Origin of the sequence: Aquabacterium sp. G14 (assembly GCF_037482285.1) — a bacterium.
GTDB lineage: Bacteria > Pseudomonadota > Gammaproteobacteria > Burkholderiales > Burkholderiaceae_C > Aquabacterium.
In genome coordinates this window covers 355980-373703 of sequence record NZ_JBBEYB010000001.1, presented here as the reverse complement: position 1 = coordinate 373703, position 17724 = coordinate 355980, and the positions used below count along the sequence as shown (strand labels likewise).

Here is a 17724-nt window from a genome sequence, read left to right as displayed (position 1 = left end):
GTGACGTCCCCTTACCAAGGGGTGGGCGGTGCCGGATGGCGAGGGGCTTCCCATCCGGCAAAATGGCAGGATGACCGAAGCGCCCCTTCCCGACGTGCTGCGCCCCGAGCGTGGCGGCAGTCCGCACGCCGAGTCGCCCGACAGCCCCAGCTTCGAGAGCTACTTCCGCGACCCCGACTTTCCCCCCAGCCAGCCCCTGGCCTGGGCCCTGGGCCACCGCACCGAGCTGCTCGACGCCCTGCGCGGCCTCTTCCACGGCCCCGCCGCCATGGTCCAGCTGCGCCTGTGGTGCTTTCTGGAGCTGTGCAGCCAACCCCAGGCGCGCCTCTCGCGCGAAGACATCCAGCAGCTCTTCCACGCCGTCTGGCCCGACGCGCTGGAAACCGTCCTCAAGCGCCTGCGCGACCTGCACCTGCTGGCCTGGGACGCCACCACGCAGGACTACCAACTGCCGCCCCTGGCCCAGCAGGTCCAGGGCCTGCTCGCCCCATTGACCACCCCGCCCGCGGTGGACGAGGACGACGAGATGGCGCCCCTGCTGGCCCAGGTCGCCGGCGCCCAGCAGCTCGGCCTGGTCAACGCCAACCAGCTGCGCCACCTGCACGCCTCGCTGGCACGCCTGCACGACGAGTTCGCCGAGGCCATCGCCAGTGGCTCCGAAGCCCAGCTGCGCACCGCCCAGCCGCGCTTTGACCGCGCCCTGCAACTGGTCGATCGCGCCGGCCAGGCCCTCACCGCCCTGATCCGCGCCGACCACGAAGACCCGCGCCTGGAGCGCGAAGCCCGCGCCATCGGCCAGGAGCAGGCCCGCCTGCTGTCCATGGCCAGCCAGTTCACCCGCGCGCTGCAACAGGCCGACCGCCAGCGCGTCACGCTCGGCTCCACCGGCCTGACCACGTCGGATGTGCGCGCCTGGCTGCGCGCCCACCCCGCGCTCTACGAGCTGATGGGCGAAGCCCTGTCCGTGCCCGTGCGCCCGGTCTTTGTCAGCCAGCACGACCTCATCGACGTGGCCGAAGGCGAGTTCGAACGCGACCGCCCCGACCCCGAACGCAGCGTGGGCCTGCCCCCGCCCGCCGAGGCCGCCGCCGGCACGCTCGACACCCTCAGCCTGCCGCCTGAGCTCAACGGCCTCATCCACCTGCTGGGCCGCTGGTCGGAGCAGCTCAGCGAGCTGCCCGCGCAAGCCGACCCCACCGACGAGAACGCACCCCCGCCCGGTACCCGCCCGCTGCACGAGGCCATTCTGGGCGGTCGTTTCGCCCAGGCCGCCTACCGCCTGCAGCTCATGCCCCTGCTCGGCGACGCACAGGCCCAGACCCTCAAGGGCGCCACCGGCGACCTCGCCCGCGCCCCCTGGCAGTGGCAAGCCAGCCCCCGCCACCTCCCGACCCAAGACGAGGCCGTGGCCCTGATCAGCGAAGGTCTGATCAGCCCCCGCTCCGTTGACGACACCCCCACGCCCCCATGAGCTCACACCTGGACGACGCGGCCCAACTGGCCGCCGAACTGCTGGCCCGCCGCTGGCTGCCCCGCCAGCACCCCAAGGTCAAGCGCGCCCTGATCGACGCCGACCTGTGGGCTGCCACCCAAGACCGTCTGGCCCAGGTCGGCCTGCGCCTGATCGACAACCTCTACGCCGACCACGTCAGCGTCGCCCTGCTGCGGCCCGCTGAAACAGCCGTGTTCGGCGAAGGCGGTCTCAACAGCCACAACAACATCGACCTGCCGCGCGACGCCGTCTCGCTGCTCGTCGTGCTGTGGTCGCTCATCGTGCTGCCCAAGCGCGAACGCCAGGCCGCCCGCGCCGCCAACGCCCAGGGCGACGACCAGAACGACATGTTCGGCAAGGACCGCCCGCTGCCCACCGCCGCCAGCGTCAGCCCCCTGGTCTCCTACCGCGCCCTGCTCGCCGACTTCGGCGTGCAGCTCGGCAAGAAGACCCGCCTCGACGCCAACCTCAAGCGCCTGGAAAACCACGGCTTCATCCTCCGCAAGGGCGAAGACATCGCCGAAGGCCCGCTGCTCGACCTGCTGCTCGACTACGACGCGCTGGCCCAGCGCATCCTGCAAGGCGCCCTCGGCGACGTGCTGGCCCAGGCCAAACAGCTCGCCGGCAACCTGCCCCTGGCCCTGACCCAGCCCCCGCTGGAAGAGCTGCCCACCGACGACGAACTCGCCGAAGACGCCGCCCTGCTGGCCGACGAGGCCGGTCAGCGCAGCGATGCCAGCGATGGCAACCACGCCCACGCGGCAGATCCCGACGCGCGCCCCACGACAGGCTCACCCCCTGAGCCCCTGACACCTGCCGACCCCGACGAGGCCTGATCCGAATGTTTCACCTGCAAAGCCTCGAACTGCTGCACTGGGACTACTGCCAGCGCCTGACCCTGCCGCTCGACGGCAGCATCATCACCGTCGCCGGCCCCAACGGCTCGGGCAAGACCACCCTGCTCGACGCCATGCGCACCCTGCTTGGCCTGGACTGCTCGGGCGGGCGCAACTACAAGACCTACGCCCGCCACGCCAACGCCGACAGCGCCTGGCTGCGCGCCACCGTCGACAACCGCCCGCGCAACCGCCAGTCCTCCAACCGCCCCTTCGCCCGCTGCCTGCTCTACAGCGACGTCGTCACCCTCGTCTGCCGCATCGACCGCAACGGTGGCGACTGGGTGCGTCGCTACCTGATGGTCGAAGGCGACGTCAGCATCGAACAGCTCATCGAGCGCCAGGACAAGGACTGGCTGGGCATCGACAACTGGCGCAAGCGCCTCGAAGGCGCGGGCCTGTCACGCGCCATCGCCAAGGTCCTCGCGCTCGAGCAAGGCCAGACCGACCGCCTCTGCGAATACAGCCCCAAGGAACTGCTCAAGCTGGTCTTCGACGTCTTCGGCGACCAGGACGTGCTCGACCGCTACGACGAAGCGCGCAACCATCAGCGCCAACTCACGCAGGAAGTCGAAGCCGCCGAGCGCGAACTCTCCCACGGCAAGGCCCAGCGCGCCGAGCTCGAAATCCGCGTCAACTCCTACCGCCAGTACGAGCTCAAATGCCAGGAGCGCGAAACCCTCGCCACCGAGGTCGTGCCCGTGCTGAGCAGCCACGAAACCCGTCGGGTGCTCGCCAGCAAGCTGCGTGAACTGCACCGCCAGCGCCTGCAGTCGCAAGAAGACCGCCGTCAGCACGCCCAGGTCAAGGCCGAGCTGCTGCAACGTCTGCAAGACCAGACCGATGCGGCCACCCGCGTCGAAGAGCTCGAAGCCCAGGTCCGCACCGCCCGCCGCCTGCAGGAAGAGGCCCGGGACGCCGAGCGCCCGGTCGAAGCCCTGGTCAAACGCGCCGACGAACTGCAAGGCTTGGCCGTGGTCGAAGGCGACGCCGACAAGCTCACCACCCGCATCGCCGAACTGAGCGAGCACAAGCAAAAGCTCGCCACCCAGTGGCAACGCCTCAAGGACCAGCGCGACGACGCCCAGCGCGCCTACGACGCCCTCAAAGGCCAGCGCCAGGCGCCTCCTCCGCCTGAGGTCGCCCGCTTCACCCGCACCCTCACCGAGGCCGGCATCGCCCACCACCTCATCGCCGACATCATCGAGATCAGCGACGAGAAGTGGCGCGCCGCCGCCGAAGGCGTGCTGCGTGGCAGCCGCTGGGTCGTGGTGCTGGCCAAGCCCAGCCACGAAGCCCAGGCCATGGCCCTGGCCGAGAAGGAGCGCTTCCGCCACTACATCGTGGCCGACGCCGAAGATGCCCCCGCGCAACCGGATCCCGACAGCCTGCTGGCCGTCCTGAAGTTCTCCGCCGCCGCGCCGCGCTGGCTGCTGCGCCAGCTCGCCAACATCCGCCGCGTGGCCAGCACCGAAGCCGGCGTCAAGCTTGGCGGCGAATGGATCACCCCCGAGGCCTACCACCGCGACAACCGCGGTGGCCGCTCGGTCTGGGTCGACCCCGGCCAGCACCAGTTCGGCGCCGCTGCCATAGCGGGGCGTCGCCAGTCCATCGAAGCCCGCCTGGCCCAGCTCGACGAAGAAATGACCCGCCTGGTGCGCGACCAGGCCTTCTTCGACCGCCAGCTGCAAGACGCCCGCCAGGCGGCCAAAGGCTTCACCGCCGCCGCCGAACTGGCCGAGCGTGCCGCCGAGTTCCACGAAGCCCGCGAGCAGCTGCCCACGCTCAAGCAGGCCCGCGTGCAAGCCGGTGAGCGCTGGCAACAGGCCGAGGCCCTGCTCAAGCACGCTGTGGTGGCGCAGACCAACGCCCAGCACGCCTACAAGCAGGCGCAAGAGCGGCTGGCTCACCTGGAGAGCCGCAGCGCCCAGCACGACCGCGACTGGCAGATCCGCTTCGATGACCTGATGGCCCAGGCCCTCATGTCGCGCGAGGTCAAGCTGCAACTGCCCCGCCGCTGGCGCGAACCCGCCCGCATCACCGAGATGCAGGCCAAGTACGGCAACGTCACCCAGGCCCGCCTGCGCGCCGAAGCCGTCGACCGCGAGCTCAACGAAGGCCAGTGGGAAACCGACCCCACCGTGCTGGAGCAGCTCACGCTGATGAACGCCAACGTGCTGCGCCAGGAAGACGAGCTCAACCAGCGCAAGGCCAGCAACGCCGCCGCAGCCATCGCTGTCGACAACGCCCGCGCGCGCTACACCGACGTGCTCAAGGTCACGGTGCGCCGCTACCGCAAGAACATCATCGAACTCGGCCACCTCGCCGGGGTCGAGGTCAACGCCGAACTGCCGCATCTGGACGGTGACGACATCGGCCTGCGCCAAGCCGAGCTCAAGGTGCACTTCAACTTCGACGGCAAGGGCAGCATCGGCCTCAACGACGGCGAAGCGTCCGGCGGCCAGCAGGTCATCAAGTCCCTCATCCTGCTCGTGGGCCTGATGAAGGACGACGAGAGCACGGGCGGCTTCGTCTTCATCGACGAACCCTTCGCCCACCTCGACGTGCGCAACATCCAGCTCGTTGGCCACTTCCTGCGCTCTACGCGCGCGCAGTACGTGCTCACCACGCCCATCACGCACAACGTCGAGGTGTTCGAACCGGCCGACGTCACCCTCGTCACCGCCAAGAAGCCCAAGGGCGCGCGCTGGGCCCCCCCGATCGGCGTGCTGCAGCGCCGCCCGCCGGCCGAGGTACTCTGAGGCCTCCAGCGTTTCTGCGCGAACGTCACGCGCCACAAAGAAAAAAACCGGGCCATGCCCGGTTTCTTCATGCGACGCCTGTGTACCTCAGGCAGTTTGGCGACGACGCCCCGCCACAGCCGCACCGACCAGGCCCAGACCCATCAGGGCAAGAATGGCAGGCTCAGACACCTGAGCGGGCTCACCGATCACCACCCCTCCCACGGTGATACCGTCAAAGGCCAAACCAGAGTCGTAAGCCGTATCACTCCAGTTCGTCACACCGAACTCCAGGACGTAATTGCCGGCCGTCGCAATTTCATAATTGGACTGAACCCAGCCCGTGTAACCACAGCCACTGGAATAGCAGCTGCCCGAACTGCCGCCGAGGGGCGACCAAGAGGGGCCACCGGCGATGATGGTGACCGATGCGGGCGACAGCGTCGCGGCAGGCGCCGGCATGCTGAAGCCAGGCACGATGCTGCCACTCGGTGCCGTGCGAGCTGTGAACAGCAAGGCCACTTGATTCGATGAGGAATCCAACAGACGCGCCCACGCGTAGTCAGCGAAACCGGCGCCATCGGACGTCACGTAGTTGAAGAAAAACTCCAAATCGTCACCCGCCGCGGCCGAGAACACGGCCGAGCGCAGGGTCGACCCATTGGTACCAGAGCCGCTACCGCCAACGCCAGGCAAGGCCACACCGTTGACGCCATTGTTGCTGGACACATAACCATACTGGCTGCCACCGGATGGCGCCAAAGTCACCACGCCATTGGCACCCAGGGTACCGGCATTGCCATTGGCCGTCCAGCCAGCGGGCAGGCCCGCATCAAACAGGGCGGCCGAAGCCGGGCCCATCATCCCCAGTGCGAGACCCAACGTCCACACCGATGCCTTGATTTTGCTCATCATCATGTTCACTCCACTTCAGTTGCTTTAAGACTCAATGCAGGTACGCGCAGCCGGCACCACACCTGCCGCTTTCACCAACCTCTTGCCCAGCCCTTGAAAGCAACTGACGTGCCACGTAGAAAACACATTACAAATCAATAAGTTACATCAAATATCCCATCTTCTTTGAAGGTGCATGTAAAGCAGACCGACACCCTTGAACAGGTGGTGCGCCAATGCCGTCGGACTGCGCGGGCAACAAAAAAGCCCGCAGGGATGAGCTGCGGGCTTCGGGGCGAGGACAGGCGCAAGCGCCTGTCTGACGCGAGATCACTTCTTGCGCAGGCGGCGGATGGCAGCCAATTGCGCCACCAGTTCGGCCAGCTCGCTTTGTGCGCGGGCCAGGTCCAGTTCGCCCTTGGCGTTTTGCACGGCTTCCTCGGCCAAACGCTTGGCTTCGGTGGCCTTGGCCTCGTCCAGGTCGTGACCGCGGATGGCGGTATCGGCCAGCACGGTCACGCAGTGAGGCTGCACTTCCAGGATGCCGCCAGCCACGAAGACGAACTCTTCTTCGTTGTTGTCAGCGCGCTGGATGCGCACGGCGCCCGGCTTGATGCGGGTGATCAGCGGGGTGTGACGCGGCAGGATGCCAAGCTCACCCACCTCACCCGGCAGGGACACCAGCGTGGCTTCGCCCGAGAAGATCGACTCTTCGGCGGAGACCACATCAACGTGAATGGTGGACATATCGAGCTTTCAAAAGAGGTTCAACGATTTGCACCGTCCGAAGACAGCTTTCACACGATCTCAAACGGCGCAAGAAGCAAGCAATCGGGTGTGGATCAAGGCGCTGCGCACAACCGTAGCGGAAGCTACGGTGAGCACGGCAACGCCGAACCACGCCCGAGTGCGCCGCTTATTGCATCGTCTTGGCCTTTTCGAAGGCTTCGTCGATCGTGCCAACCATGTAGAAGGCCTGCTCGGGCAGTGCGTCGCACTCGCCGTTCACGATCATCTTGAAGCCACGGATGGTTTCCTTCAGAGGCACATACTTGCCAGGTGCGCCAGTGAACACTTCGGCGACGTGGAAAGGCTGCGACAGGAAACGCTGGATCTTACGAGCGCGGGCCACCAGCAGCTTGTCTTCCGGAGCCAGTTCGTCCATGCCCAGAATGGCGATGATGTCGCGCAGTTCCTTGTAGCGCTGCAGCGTGTTTTGCACGGCGCGGGCCACTTGGTAGTGCTCTTCACCGACCACGTGCGGGTCCAACTGACGCGAGGTCGAGTCCAGCGGGTCCACGGCGGGGTAGATACCCAGCGAAGCGATGTCACGCGACAGCACCACGGTGGAGTCCAAGTGGGCGAAGGTCGTGGCAGGCGACGGGTCGGTCAAGTCGTCCGCAGGGACGTACACGGCCTGGATCGAGGTGATCGAGCCGACCTTGGTCGAGGTGATGCGCTCTTGCAGACGGCCCATTTCTTCGGCCAGCGTCGGCTGATAGCCCACAGCCGAAGGCATACGACCCAGCAGAGCAGACACTTCGGTACCGGCCAGGGTGTAACGGTAGATGTTGTCCACGAAGAACAGCACGTCACGGCCTTCGTCACGGAAGGCTTCGGCCATCGTCAGACCGGTCAGGGCCACGCGCAGGCGGTTGCCCGGCGGCTCGTTCATCTGACCGTACACCATGGCGACCTTGGATTCGGCCAGGTTGTCCTGCTTCACCACGCCGGCATCCGACATTTCGTGATAGAAGTCGTTGCCTTCGCGGGTACGCTCACCCACACCAGCGAACACCGACAGACCCGAGTGAGCCTTGGCGATGTTGTTGATGAGTTCCATCATGTTCACGGTCTTGCCCACACCGGCGCCACCGAACAGACCCACCTTACCGCCCTTGGCGAACGGGCAGACCAAGTCGATCACCTTGATGCCGGTTTCCAGCAGCTCGGTCGAGGGCGACAGTTCGTCGTAAGCGGGAGCCTTGCGGTGGATCGGGGCCGTTTGAGCCTGCGACACTTCACCACGTTCGTCGATGGGGTTGCCCAGCACGTCCATGATGCGGCCCAGGGTAGCCGGGCCCACGGGCACGGTGATCTGAGCGTTGGTGTTGAACACCTGCATGCCGCGGCGCAGGCCGTCGGACGAACCCAGCGCGATGGTACGGACAATGCCGTCGCCCAACTGCTGTTGCACTTCGAGGGTCAGCGCGGAGCCTTCCATCTTCAGAGCGTCGTACACCTTGGGCATCTGGTTACGCGGGAACTCCACGTCCACCACGGCGCCGATGCACTGAACGATCTTGCCCACTGTTTGCGTGTCAGCCATTTTTCGTTCCTTCAATCAATTCAAAATCTTCGGATCAGACCGCAGCCGCACCGGCGACGATCTCGGACAGCTCGGTCGTGATCGCGGCCTGGCGGGTCTTGTTGTAGACCAGCTTCAGTTCCTTGATCACATTGCCGGCGTTGTCGGTCGCGGCCTTCATGGCCACCATGCGAGCCGACTGCTCCGAAGCCATGTTCTCTGCCACAGCCTGGTAAACCAGCGCTTCAACGTAACGGGTCATCAACTCGTCGATCACCAGCTTGGCGTCCGGCTCATAGATGTATTCCCATGCATGAGTCGTTTCGCCTGCGAACTCGTCGGCCGCCAGAGGCAGCAGTTGCTGGACCTGGGGCTCCTGCTTCATCGTGTTGATGAAGCGGGTGTAGCACAGGTAGACAGCGCTGAGTTCACCAGCGGTGTAAGCGTCGAGCAGCACCTTGACCGGGCCAATCAGCTTTTCCAAGTGCGGGGTGTCGCCCATGCCGACGACTTGCGCGACGACATTGGCACCGATGCGGTTGAAAAAGCCAGTGGCCTTGTTGCCGATGGCGACCACGTCGGCCTTGACGCCCTGACCGTCCAGCTCACGGAGCTTGTTGGTCACGGCACGCAGCACGTTCGTGTTCAAACCACCGCACAGACCCTTGTCCGTGCTCACCACGATGAAGCCCACCTTCTTGCCGCCTTGACCAGGCAGCATGAAGGGGTGGACGTACTCGGGGTTGGCCTTGGCCAAGTTCGCCGTGATGTTGCGCACCTTTTCAGCGTAGGGGCGAGCCGCAAGCATGCGATCTTGCGCCTTGCGCATCTTCGAAGCCGCGACCATTTCCATGGCCTTGGTGATCTTCTTGGTGTTCTCGACGCTCTTGATCTTGTTGCGAATTTCCTTGCCTACGGCCATGGTGCGCTCCTTTAGGCGAAGGTCTTCTTGAACGCGACGATGGCCGATTGCAGTTCGGCTTCGGCGTCCTTGTCCAGAGCCTTCTTCTCTTCGATCTTGGCCAGCAGCGCAGCGTGGCTGGTCTTCAGGAACTGGTGCAGACCGGCTTCGAAGGCCAGAACCTTCTTGACGTCCACGTCATCCATGAAGCCCTTGTTCACGGCGAACAGGGTGGCACCCATCAGAGAGATGGACAGCGGCTGGTACTGAGCCTGCTTCAGCAGTTCGGTCACGCGGGCACCGCGGTCCAGCTGCTTGCGGGTGGCTGCGTCCAGATCGGAAGCGAACTGCGCGAAGGCAGCCAGTTCACGGTACTGGGCCAGGTCGGTACGGATACCGCCGGACAGGCTCTTGATGACCTTGGTCTGAGCAGCACCACCGACGCGCGACACCGAGATACCGGCGTTGATGGCGGGGCGGATACCAGCGTTGAACAGGTTGGTTTCCAGGAAGATCTGACCGTCGGTGATCGAGATCACGTTGGTCGGAACGAAAGCGGACACGTCACCGGCTTGCGTTTCAATGATCGGCAGGGCGGTCAGCGAACCGGTCTTGCCCTTCACTTCGCCGTTGGTGAAGGCTTCGACGTAGTCGGCGTTCACGCGAGCGGCACGCTCCAGCAGGCGGGAGTGGATGTAGAACACGTCGCCGGGGAAAGCTTCGCGGCCGGGCGGACGACGCAGCAGCAGCGAGACTTGACGGTAGGCAACGGCTTGCTTGGACAGGTCGTCGTACACGATCAGGGCGTCTTGACCGCGGTCGCGGAAGTATTCGCCCATGGCGCAGCCGGAGTAGGCCGACACGAACTGCATGGCAGCCGAGTCAGAAGCCGAAGCGGCGACGACGATGGTGTAGTCCATGGCGCCAGCTTGTTCCAGCGAGCGCACGACGTTCTTGATCGACGAAGCCTTCTGACCGATGGCGACGTAGATACAGGTGACGCCTTGACCCTTCTGGTTGATGATCGCGTCGATGGCGACGGCGGTCTTACCAGTTTGGCGGTCACCAATGATCAGCTCGCGCTGACCACGGCCGACGGGCACCATCGAGTCGATGGACTTGATGCCGGTCTGCAGGGGTTGATCCACGGATTGACGTGCGATCACGCCCGGAGCGATCTTCTCGATGGGAGAAGTCAGCTTGGCGTTGATCGGGCCCTTGCCGTCGATGGGCTGACCCAGGGCGTTCACCACGCGACCCACCAGTTCGGGGCCGACGGGCACTTCCAGGATGCGGCCGGTCGTCTTGACCGTGGCGCCTTCGGAGATGTGCTCGTAGGAGCCCAGGATCACGGCGCCGACGGAGTCACGCTCCAGGTTCAGGGCCAGACCGTAGGTGGGGACGCCGGAGGCGTCCGCGGGGAACTCCAACATTTCGCCTTGCATGGCATCGGACAGGCCGTGCACGCGGACGATACCGTCGGTCACGGAGATGACGGTACCTTGGTTGCGAATGTCGGCAGCCGCGCCGAGACCCTCGATGCGGCTCTTGATCAGTTCGGAAATTTCTGCGGGATTCAGTTGCATTGCTTTGCTCCCAGGCTGGTCAAGGGCCGCGCGAAGGCGAACCGCGTTGACAACAACCGGTGGCGCAATACCACCGGTAGGGTTGAGCGACTATTCGGATGGAGGCCGGGCTCTGGTTCAGGCCAGAAGTGCCGACTTCATGCGTTCCAGGCGGGCCTTGACGGAGGTGTCGAGCACCTCGTCGCCGACCACCACGCGCACACCGCCGATGAGGTCGGCGTCGACCTCCACAACGGCTTCCAGCTTGCGACCAAAGCGCTTTTCCAGCGGTGCCACGATCTCGGCCACTTGGGCATCAGAGATCGGGAAGGCACTGAAAATGCGGGCTTCGGCCACGCCCTGGCGGGCATGCACGAGCGTCTGGAACTGCTCGGCCATCAGCGGCAGCGCCGCCAGACGACCGTTGTCCAGAACGGTACGCAGGAAATTGGACACAGCCGGAGCCAAAGCCACCTTGGCGGCCTCGGTCAGCACGCCGAAGACTTGCTCCTGCGTGACGCGAGGGTTGTCGGCGAAGCTTTGCAGGGCGGCGTCACCGGCGACTTGCGCCAGGGCGGCCACTTGCGTCACGACCGCAGATTGCTCTGCTTCCGGGACGGCCTTGAACAAGGCTTCGGCATAAGGACGGGCGATGGTGGCGAGCTCGGCCATGATCACAGCTCCGACTTCAGGCGGTTCAGCAGGTCGGCATGGACCTCGGCCGACACCTCACGACGCAGAATCTGCTCGGCACCCTTGACGGCCAGACCGGCGACCTGCTCACGCAGGACTTCACGGGCTTGCACGGCCAGTTGATCGGCTTCTGCCTTGGCATCAGCAACGATCTTGGCACCTTCATCGGACGCACGCTTTTTGGCGTCGTCGATGATGGCGGCTGCGCGCTTTTCAGCGTCAGCAATGCGTTGAGCGATCTCGTCGCGGGATTGGGCGAGCTGTTCCTGGACGCTCTTGTTGGCGTTCGCCAGTTCCAGCTTCGCCTTGTCGGCAGCAGCCAGACCGTCCGCGATCTTGGTTGCGCGCTCGTCGAGAGCCTTCGTGATCGGGGGCCACACGAACTTCATCGTGAACCACCAGAGGATCCCGAAGACCACGATCTGCGCGAACAGCGTTGCGTTCAGATTCACGGCTCGGACCTTTCTCGGTTAAATGGAATGTTCAGTCGAGAAGGGACCGATTACTTGGCCAGAGCGGCGATGAAGGGGTTCGCGAAGGCGAACAGCATGGCGATACCCACGCCGATCAGGAAGGCGGCGTCGATCAGACCAGCCAGCAGGAACATCTTGGTTTGCAGTTCGTTCATCAGCTCAGGCTGACGAGCGGTGGCTTCGAAGTACTTGCCACCCATCAGGGCGATACCGATACAAGCACCGATGGCGCCCAGTGCGATGATCAGACCACAAGCGATAGCGACGTTAGCCAACACCAGTTCCATGATTGCTCCTAAAAGAAAGGTAAGTTAAGAAAGGAAAGGGAAAGGGAAAAGAAAGACTCGTTCAGGCCACACCGATGGGGATCAGTGACCTTGATGTGCCTGACCGATGTACACCAGGGTCAGCATCATGAAGATGAAGGCCTGGAGCGCGATGATCAGGATGTGGAAGATGGCCCAGGCAGAGCCTGCCAGCACGTGGAGGATCCACAAGCCAGCGCCACCCATGGTCAGGGCTGCGCCGACAGCGCCACCCAACAAGGCGATCAGCATGAAGACCAATTCGCCAGCGTACATGTTGCCCCACAGTCGCATGCCATGAGAGATGGTCTTGGCACCGAACTCCACCAGGTTCAGGAAGAAGTTGGGGATGGCCAGGGCAATCGTGCCGCCCACGCCGTGCGCATGGAAGGGAGCAGTGAACAGCTCTTTGATGAAGCCGCCCACACCCTTGATCTTCATGTTGTAGTACAGGCAGATCAGCAGGACCGAGATGGACATGCCCAGGGTGATGGACAGGTCGGCGGTCGGCACGACGCGCATGTAGGCGTGGTGCGGATCGTGGCCAGCGGCGGCGTAGACGCCTTCCCAGATGCGGGGCAGCAGGTCAACGGGCAGCAAGTCCATCGCGTTCATGAAGAAGATCCACACGAACACGGTCAGGGCCACCGGGGCCACAGCCTTGCGCGAGGTTGCGTTCGGGATGATGCTCTTGGCTTGCGTGTCAACCAGCTCGACCAGCATCTCGACGGCAGCCTGGAAGCGGCCGGGCACGCCGGACGTGGCCTTGCGGGCCGCTTTCCACAACATGAATACACCCAGCAGACCCAGGACGATCGACCAGAACATCGAGTCGATGTTGATGTACGACCAGTCGACAATGGCCTGGGCCTCTGCGTGGTTCTGCAGATGGCGCAGGTGGTGCCCGATGTATTCCGGAGCGGTTGGCCCGTGGTGGGCCGCGTGTTCAGCCGTAGCGGCGACAGCGTCAGCAGACATCAGCAACTCTCGTCAAATCAAGATTTCTTATAGCGACGCTGCCCGGCGAGCAGCACCACCCCAACAACTTTCAAGACCAGCACCAGGGTCACCAGCAGCGCCACCCAATTCAGGGGCTGCACCACCTTGGGCGCCAGCGCCAGCAAGGCGCAGATCAAACCCAACTTGAGCACCTCCCAGACCAGAAGGCGCCCGACCCCGCGTCCCGCGTTGCGTCCAAACACCCCGCGCGCCATCAGCAGGCTGGGCACCACCACCACAGCCGTCGCGTACAGCGACGACCAAAGGGCAGACACATCGCGCGACACACCACCCCAAACGAGCGCGACCAGCACCCCAAAGGCGCCTTGCGCGGCAATGACCTGCCACACAGACATCGACGGGTGCTTGGCAAGAAGGGCTTGCGCCTCTTCCCGCGTCAGCGGCTCAACAGGCGGATCGATGTCTTTGGACCAGTCGGACACATCGAAGTCGGTATCGTGAACCGTTTCGCCGCCTCTTGGCTTGGAACGTTGAGGCGTGGACATGTCGCTTGCTCTTTGCGTGGGAGCTTTGGTTAACGGGCGCTTTTGGCACCGGCCTGGCACAAACACACCGACCCTGGTGTCGGCAAAACCTAAAGATTATACGCAGTAACCCGCACGGAGCCAAGTGCCCCGTCCGATTTGACGCCTCCCGCCCCTCGAATGCGGCTGCTCCGTTAAATACCCCCCATCCGAGGGAAACCCTGGGGCAAGCCCGGTGGGCGGCCCGGTGGCGCGTCGTCATGCTCAGGGCCATTCCTTGTCGACGGCATCCCTGACGCCTTCGATGCGAGCCACCCGGTGGAGTCACGACATGCCCGAAGCCAGCCGTAAAGAGAGCGTCAGCACCTTCTACCGCCCCCTGCGGGGCATCACGGTCACCCACATCAAGCAGATGTATGACCTGTACGCCTCGTTCTACGAGAACACCGCGCTGGATGTGTTCATGCACGACCTGAGCAAAAAGTCGGGCGTGATCCTGGTGACGCGCAAGTCGGACGAGAAAGTTGTTGGGTTTTCGACACTCACCTGCTTCGACCTGCAGGTAGAGGGGCGGGCCGTGCGGGGCATCTTCAGCGGCGACACCATCATCGAGCCAGCGTATTGGGGCAGCAACGCGCTGGCTGCAACCTTCCATCGTCGCGTCGTGATCGAGCGACTGAAGAAACCACTCACCCCCTTCTATTGGTTCCTGATCTCCAAGGGCTACAAGACCTATCTGCTGCTGACCAACAATTTCTACAACTACTACCCGAATGTCCGCGGTGGCGATGCGCGTTATCGCCGCGTCACCGAAGCGTATTGCGAGGCATTGTTTCCCGAAGCTTTCGATCGCCAGAAGATGGTGCTGGACTTCGGGCATGACTACGTTCGGTTGAGGGGCGATGTGGCCGAGATCACGCCGGAACTGAAGGCAGCCAATCCGCACATTGCCTTCTTCGAGAAGGTCAACCCAGAGTGGCGTCGCGGCACCGAGTTGCCTTGCGTAGGCTCTTGTGATTACGAGAGCGTGTTGCGCTCATGCGTGGACATGCCACTGAAATGGCTCCGCAAGCATGTGCTGCGCACGCACCGCCCCGCGGGGATCGAGGTTGCGCCGATGTCGCCCTCGGATTCGCCCTGGCAGGACACGGATGTGTTGCCGGACGGCCTGGATCGCCAGAGAGCTTCCTGAGCATGGGCATCGGCACGACCCTGGGTCATCAACTGCTGCGTCAGCTTGTCGCACCGGGTCGCCGGCGCTTCGAGCGCCAACTACACAATCTGGAGGGCGTTCAGCGTGCGCGCTTGGCACGCTGGCTGGCCGCCGCAGCACGCTCGCCCGAAGGGCAACGCCGGGGCATCCGTGCAGACTGGTCCTGGGAGACGTTTGCACGCGAGCTGCCCGTGAGCAACTATGCGGACCACGCCGCCACGATCACGCGGCAGCGAGAAACGCAACAGCCGCTGCTGATTGACTCGCCGGTGATGCGCTACCAGCCGACCAGCGGCTCGACGTCGGCCGTGAAGTGGGTACCCTACACCCAGCTCTTCCTGGAGGAACTGGACGAGGTCATCAGCGCCTGGGTGAGCGATCTGTATCGGCAGTTTCCGCAGCAAGGCCGGGGCACGCACTACTGGTCACTGTCGTGGATGCCCACCGAGATGCGCGCGCAGACCACCGGGGATCTGAATGACGACATGCAGATCCTGTCGTGGGGCAAGCGCTTGCTGGCCTACCTGACCCAGGCGGCTCCGCAGGAGATCGCGCTGGCGGAAACGTCGGAAGACTCCTTGTTTGCCACGATCGCCTGGCTGGCCTCGGATGCCTCACTGGGTTTCATCTCGGTGTGGAGCCCCACGTTCGGTTTGGGGCTGCTGGAGCAGCTGTCGGCGTGGCGGGAAGAGCTGGCCAAGGCTTTGCAACGCGGGGATTGGGGCGCACGCACGCCGCGCATGGCGGGCCTGCCCTGCCCCAAGTCGGCGCGCGCAGCCCGGCTGCTGCAGGAGTGGGGCGGCCAGCTGAACCCAGCCTTCTTTCAGCAGCTGTGGCCGAACCTGACCGTGATCAGCGCCTGGGACACCGCGGCTGCGGCACCGTGGGCGCGGCAGTTGCAGGCACAACTGCCGCAAGCGGGCTTTCAGGGCAAGGGCCTGTGGGCGACGGAGGGAGTGGTGACGTTCCCCTTCCAGGGTCGCTACCCCTTGGCCTACCTGAGCCATGTGTATGAGTTCATGGATGCCCAGGATGGCCGCGTGCTGCCGCCCTGGTCCCTGCGCGAAGGTCAGGATGTGATCCCACTGCTGACCACAGGCAGTGGGCTGGCCCGGTATCAGATGAGTGACGTGCTGCGCGTGGAAGCCCCCTTGGGTCAGGTGCCCTGCTTCACCTTCCTGGGACGCAACGATGGCGTCGATCTGGTGGGCGAGAAGACCAGCGCGACCACGGCACAGGCGGTGATCGACGAACTGGATCTGCAAGGCGCCCTGCCCGTGACGCTGCTGGCCCTGGACGAGGCACGCGGACGCGCGCCCGGATATGCCTTGTTGGTCGAATGCCAGGCGGATACCCCCCGCGGGGCCTTGCAGCGCGATCTGGCCGACCAGGTGGAAAAGGCCCTGCAGCGGCACTTTCACTACAAGCTGGCACGCGATCTGGGCCAGTTGCAACCGGCCGCGTGCGTGGCCTTGCCGCGCATGCGTGATCTGTACCTGGCGCAATGCCGCGAGCGCGGGATGATCGAGGGCAACATCAAGATCGAGCCGTTGCGGCACTGGTCGGGTGCGGCCCCTGCCGCCTTGCGACAGGCCCTGGACATGGTCTGACCCGCGCCCCCGTTTCTCTTGCCGTACCCCACCCCATGAGCATCACCATCCGCCTCGGCAACCCGTCGGACAACCCGCGCATCCACGACCTGATCAGCAAGATCACCATGCCCGGGCCGGCCGAGCTGTGCTTTCAGCGCCAGCCCGATTTCTTCATTGGCGCCAAGGTGATCGGCGATGAGCATGTGCTGGCCGTGGCCGAGGACGCGGAGCGCCCGGAGGTGCTGGCCGGCCTGACGATGATCTCGGGACGCACGCTCTACATCAATGGCCAGCCCCGGCGGGTGTACTACTCGGGGGACACGCGGGTGGACCCGGCGTATCGGCGTCGTGGCATTGCGGGCCAGTTGTTCACCGAACAGAAGCGCCACCGCAGCACCGAAGATCTGCTGCAGGGCGTGGTCATCAAGGGCAACACGGCGCCGCTGGATGCCGCGGCCAACATGGCCGACGGCATCCTGTTTCAGTACTGGGTGACACACACCATCGAGACCAGCTTCCTGTTTGTGCGCAAGCAGACGCCGCGCATCCCGGCAGGTGTGACGATCCGCGCCGCGACCGCCGCCGATGTGCCGCAGATGCAGACCTTTCAGGATCGAGAGGCCCCGCGCCGCCACGGTTATCCGGTCTATGACTTCCAGAAGCTGATGGCCGGTGACCCGTACTACGCGGGTCTGCGCGTCACCGACTATGCGCTGGCCTGGCGCGGCGACACCCTGATCGGCATGCTGGCTGGCTGGGACCAGAAGGCCTATAAGCAGACGCGGGTGATGGGCTTCAAGCCGGTGGTGCAGGCCCTGCGCCCGCTCTACAACGTGTATGTGGGGCTGGTGGGCGGCTTCAAGCTGCCGCCGGTGGGGGGCGCATTGAACTACCTGACGCTGTACAACGTGTTGATCGCCAACGATGACCCGGCCGTGTTCCAAGCCCTGATCGACTGGATGATGGCACACCAGGGGCAGCGCTATGACGCACTGGCCACCGCCGTGGTGCATGGCGATCCGTTGGTCGAGGTGCCGCGCGGCTACAAGCGCCAGAAGCTACTCTCAGAGAACTTCTGGATGAGCTACGGCGAAGATCCGCGCCCGGGCATGGATGGGCGGCCGCTGTACGCGGAGTTGGGGCGACTGTAAAACGCCTGGCGCCAAC

15 protein-coding genes and 1 pseudogene are annotated in these 17724 nt (G+C 64.6%); 6 read left to right on the top strand and 10 right to left on the bottom strand.

Translation table 11 applies throughout. The annotated features are described in order from the left end of the window. Window positions 1-70: 70 nt before the first annotated feature. The 3 genes and pseudogenes from WIT60_RS01730 (at window position 71) to WIT60_RS01720 (ending at window position 5150) form a co-directional block, all read left to right on the top strand. On the top strand, window positions 71-1471 hold the full coding sequence (locus WIT60_RS01730; RefSeq protein ID WP_339582221.1) for a hypothetical protein: 1401 nt from the start codon (window positions 71-73) through the stop codon (window positions 1469-1471). Next, window positions 1468-2106 (top strand): annotated as a pseudogene (locus WIT60_RS01725) (hypothetical protein); the annotation flags it as partial. The gene WIT60_RS01730 and the pseudogene WIT60_RS01725, both read left to right, overlap by 4 nt. Window positions 2107-2333: 227 nt before the next feature. Continuing rightward, complete coding sequence (locus tag WIT60_RS01720) at window positions 2334-5150, top strand: ATP-binding protein (RefSeq protein WP_339582220.1); 2817 nt, start codon at window positions 2334-2336, stop codon at window positions 5148-5150. Window positions 5151-5237: 87 nt separating this feature from the next. Here the strand turns inward: WIT60_RS01720 and WIT60_RS01715 are convergent, their stop codons facing one another. From WIT60_RS01715 to WIT60_RS01670, 10 genes are all read right to left on the bottom strand, one after another. Further along, the gene (locus tag WIT60_RS01715) at window positions 5238-6047 is read right to left on the bottom strand and encodes an NF038132 family protein (protein WP_339582219.1); all 810 of its coding nucleotides are present in this window, start codon (window positions 6045-6047) and stop codon (window positions 5238-5240) included. A gap of 306 nt (window positions 6048-6353) precedes the next feature. Continuing rightward, on the bottom strand, window positions 6354-6770 hold the full coding sequence (locus WIT60_RS01710; RefSeq protein WP_320365325.1) for a F0F1 ATP synthase subunit epsilon: 417 nt from the start codon (window positions 6768-6770) through the stop codon (window positions 6354-6356). A gap of 169 nt (window positions 6771-6939) precedes the next feature. Beyond that, window positions 6940-8352, bottom strand: a complete 1413-nt coding sequence (gene atpD, locus WIT60_RS01705; RefSeq protein ID WP_339582218.1) for a F0F1 ATP synthase subunit beta — start codon at window positions 8350-8352, stop codon at window positions 6940-6942. Between the two features lie 34 nt (window positions 8353-8386). Continuing rightward, window positions 8387-9253, bottom strand: a complete 867-nt coding sequence (gene atpG, locus WIT60_RS01700; RefSeq protein WP_339582217.1) for a F0F1 ATP synthase subunit gamma — start codon at window positions 9251-9253, stop codon at window positions 8387-8389. Window positions 9254-9264: 11 nt separating this feature from the next. Further along, entirely contained in the window at window positions 9265-10818 is a 1554-nt protein-coding gene (atpA, locus tag WIT60_RS01695) for a F0F1 ATP synthase subunit alpha (protein ID WP_339582216.1), read from the bottom strand. A 117-nt stretch (window positions 10819-10935) separates the two neighbouring features. Further along, a complete protein-coding gene (locus WIT60_RS01690; RefSeq protein ID WP_339582215.1) occupies window positions 10936-11469 on the bottom strand; it encodes a F0F1 ATP synthase subunit delta in 534 nt (177 codons plus the stop codon). Between the two features lie 2 nt (window positions 11470-11471). Next, entirely contained in the window at window positions 11472-11942 is a 471-nt protein-coding gene (locus WIT60_RS01685; RefSeq protein ID WP_339582214.1) for a F0F1 ATP synthase subunit B, read from the bottom strand. Window positions 11943-11992: 50 nt separating this feature from the next. After that, window positions 11993-12250, bottom strand: coding sequence for a F0F1 ATP synthase subunit C (gene atpE / locus WIT60_RS01680; protein ID WP_339582213.1), 258 nt, complete (start codon window positions 12248-12250; stop codon window positions 11993-11995). Between the two features lie 81 nt (window positions 12251-12331). Further along, window positions 12332-13246: a F0F1 ATP synthase subunit A gene (gene atpB / locus WIT60_RS01675; protein ID WP_339582212.1), complete on the bottom strand. Its 915-nt coding sequence runs from the start codon at window positions 13244-13246 to the stop codon at window positions 12332-12334. A 17-nt stretch (window positions 13247-13263) separates the two neighbouring features. Then, on the bottom strand, window positions 13264-13773 hold the full coding sequence (locus tag WIT60_RS01670; RefSeq protein WP_339582211.1) for an ATP synthase subunit I: 510 nt from the start codon (window positions 13771-13773) through the stop codon (window positions 13264-13266). Window positions 13774-14083: 310 nt separating this feature from the next. Between WIT60_RS01670 and WIT60_RS01665 the strand changes: the two genes are divergently transcribed. The 3 genes from WIT60_RS01665 to WIT60_RS01655 are packed head-to-tail and all read left to right on the top strand — an operon-like array spanning window position 14084 to window position 17708. Then, complete coding sequence (locus WIT60_RS01665; protein ID WP_339582210.1) at window positions 14084-14944, top strand: hypothetical protein; 861 nt, start codon at window positions 14084-14086, stop codon at window positions 14942-14944. A 2-nt stretch (window positions 14945-14946) separates the two neighbouring features. Next, complete coding sequence (locus tag WIT60_RS01660; RefSeq protein WP_339582209.1) at window positions 14947-16575, top strand: GH3 family acyl-acid amido synthetase; 1629 nt, start codon at window positions 14947-14949, stop codon at window positions 16573-16575. 35 nt (window positions 16576-16610) lie between these two features. Beyond that, entirely contained in the window at window positions 16611-17708 is a 1098-nt protein-coding gene (locus tag WIT60_RS01655; protein ID WP_339582208.1) for a GNAT family protein, read from the top strand. Window positions 17709-17724 lie beyond the last annotated feature (16 nt).

Bases quoted from the DNA above. Each gene is read 5' to 3' on its own strand.
- WIT60_RS01655 (WP_339582208.1), top strand. From the start codon at position 16,611: ATGAGCATCACCATCCGCCTCGGCAACCCGTCGGACAACCCGCGCATC.
- atpD (WP_339582218.1), bottom strand. From the start codon at position 8,352: ATGGCTGACACGCAAACAGTGGGCAAGATCGTTCAGTGCATCGGCGCC.
- atpE (WP_339582213.1), bottom strand. From the start codon at position 12,250: ATGGAACTGGTGTTGGCTAACGTCGCTATCGCTTGTGGTCTGATCATC.
- atpB (WP_339582212.1), bottom strand. From the start codon at position 13,246: ATGTCTGCTGACGCTGTCGCCGCTACGGCTGAACACGCGGCCCACCAC.
- WIT60_RS01715 (WP_339582219.1), bottom strand. From the start codon at position 6,047: ATGATGATGAGCAAAATCAAGGCATCGGTGTGGACGTTGGGTCTCGCA.
- WIT60_RS01670 (WP_339582211.1), bottom strand. From the start codon at position 13,773: ATGTCCACGCCTCAACGTTCCAAGCCAAGAGGCGGCGAAACGGTTCAC.
- WIT60_RS01660 (WP_339582209.1), top strand. From the start codon at position 14,947: ATGGGCATCGGCACGACCCTGGGTCATCAACTGCTGCGTCAGCTTGTC.
- atpG (WP_339582217.1), bottom strand. From the start codon at position 9,253: ATGGCCGTAGGCAAGGAAATTCGCAACAAGATCAAGAGCGTCGAGAAC.
- atpA (WP_339582216.1), bottom strand. From the start codon at position 10,818: ATGCAACTGAATCCCGCAGAAATTTCCGAACTGATCAAGAGCCGCATC.
- WIT60_RS01730 (WP_339582221.1), top strand. From the start codon at position 71: ATGACCGAAGCGCCCCTTCCCGACGTGCTGCGCCCCGAGCGTGGCGGC.
- WIT60_RS01720 (WP_339582220.1), top strand. From the start codon at position 2,334: ATGTTTCACCTGCAAAGCCTCGAACTGCTGCACTGGGACTACTGCCAG.
- WIT60_RS01710 (WP_320365325.1), bottom strand. From the start codon at position 6,770: ATGTCCACCATTCACGTTGATGTGGTCTCCGCCGAAGAGTCGATCTTC.
- WIT60_RS01665 (WP_339582210.1), top strand. From the start codon at position 14,084: ATGCCCGAAGCCAGCCGTAAAGAGAGCGTCAGCACCTTCTACCGCCCC.
- WIT60_RS01690 (WP_339582215.1), bottom strand. From the start codon at position 11,469: ATGGCCGAGCTCGCCACCATCGCCCGTCCTTATGCCGAAGCCTTGTTC.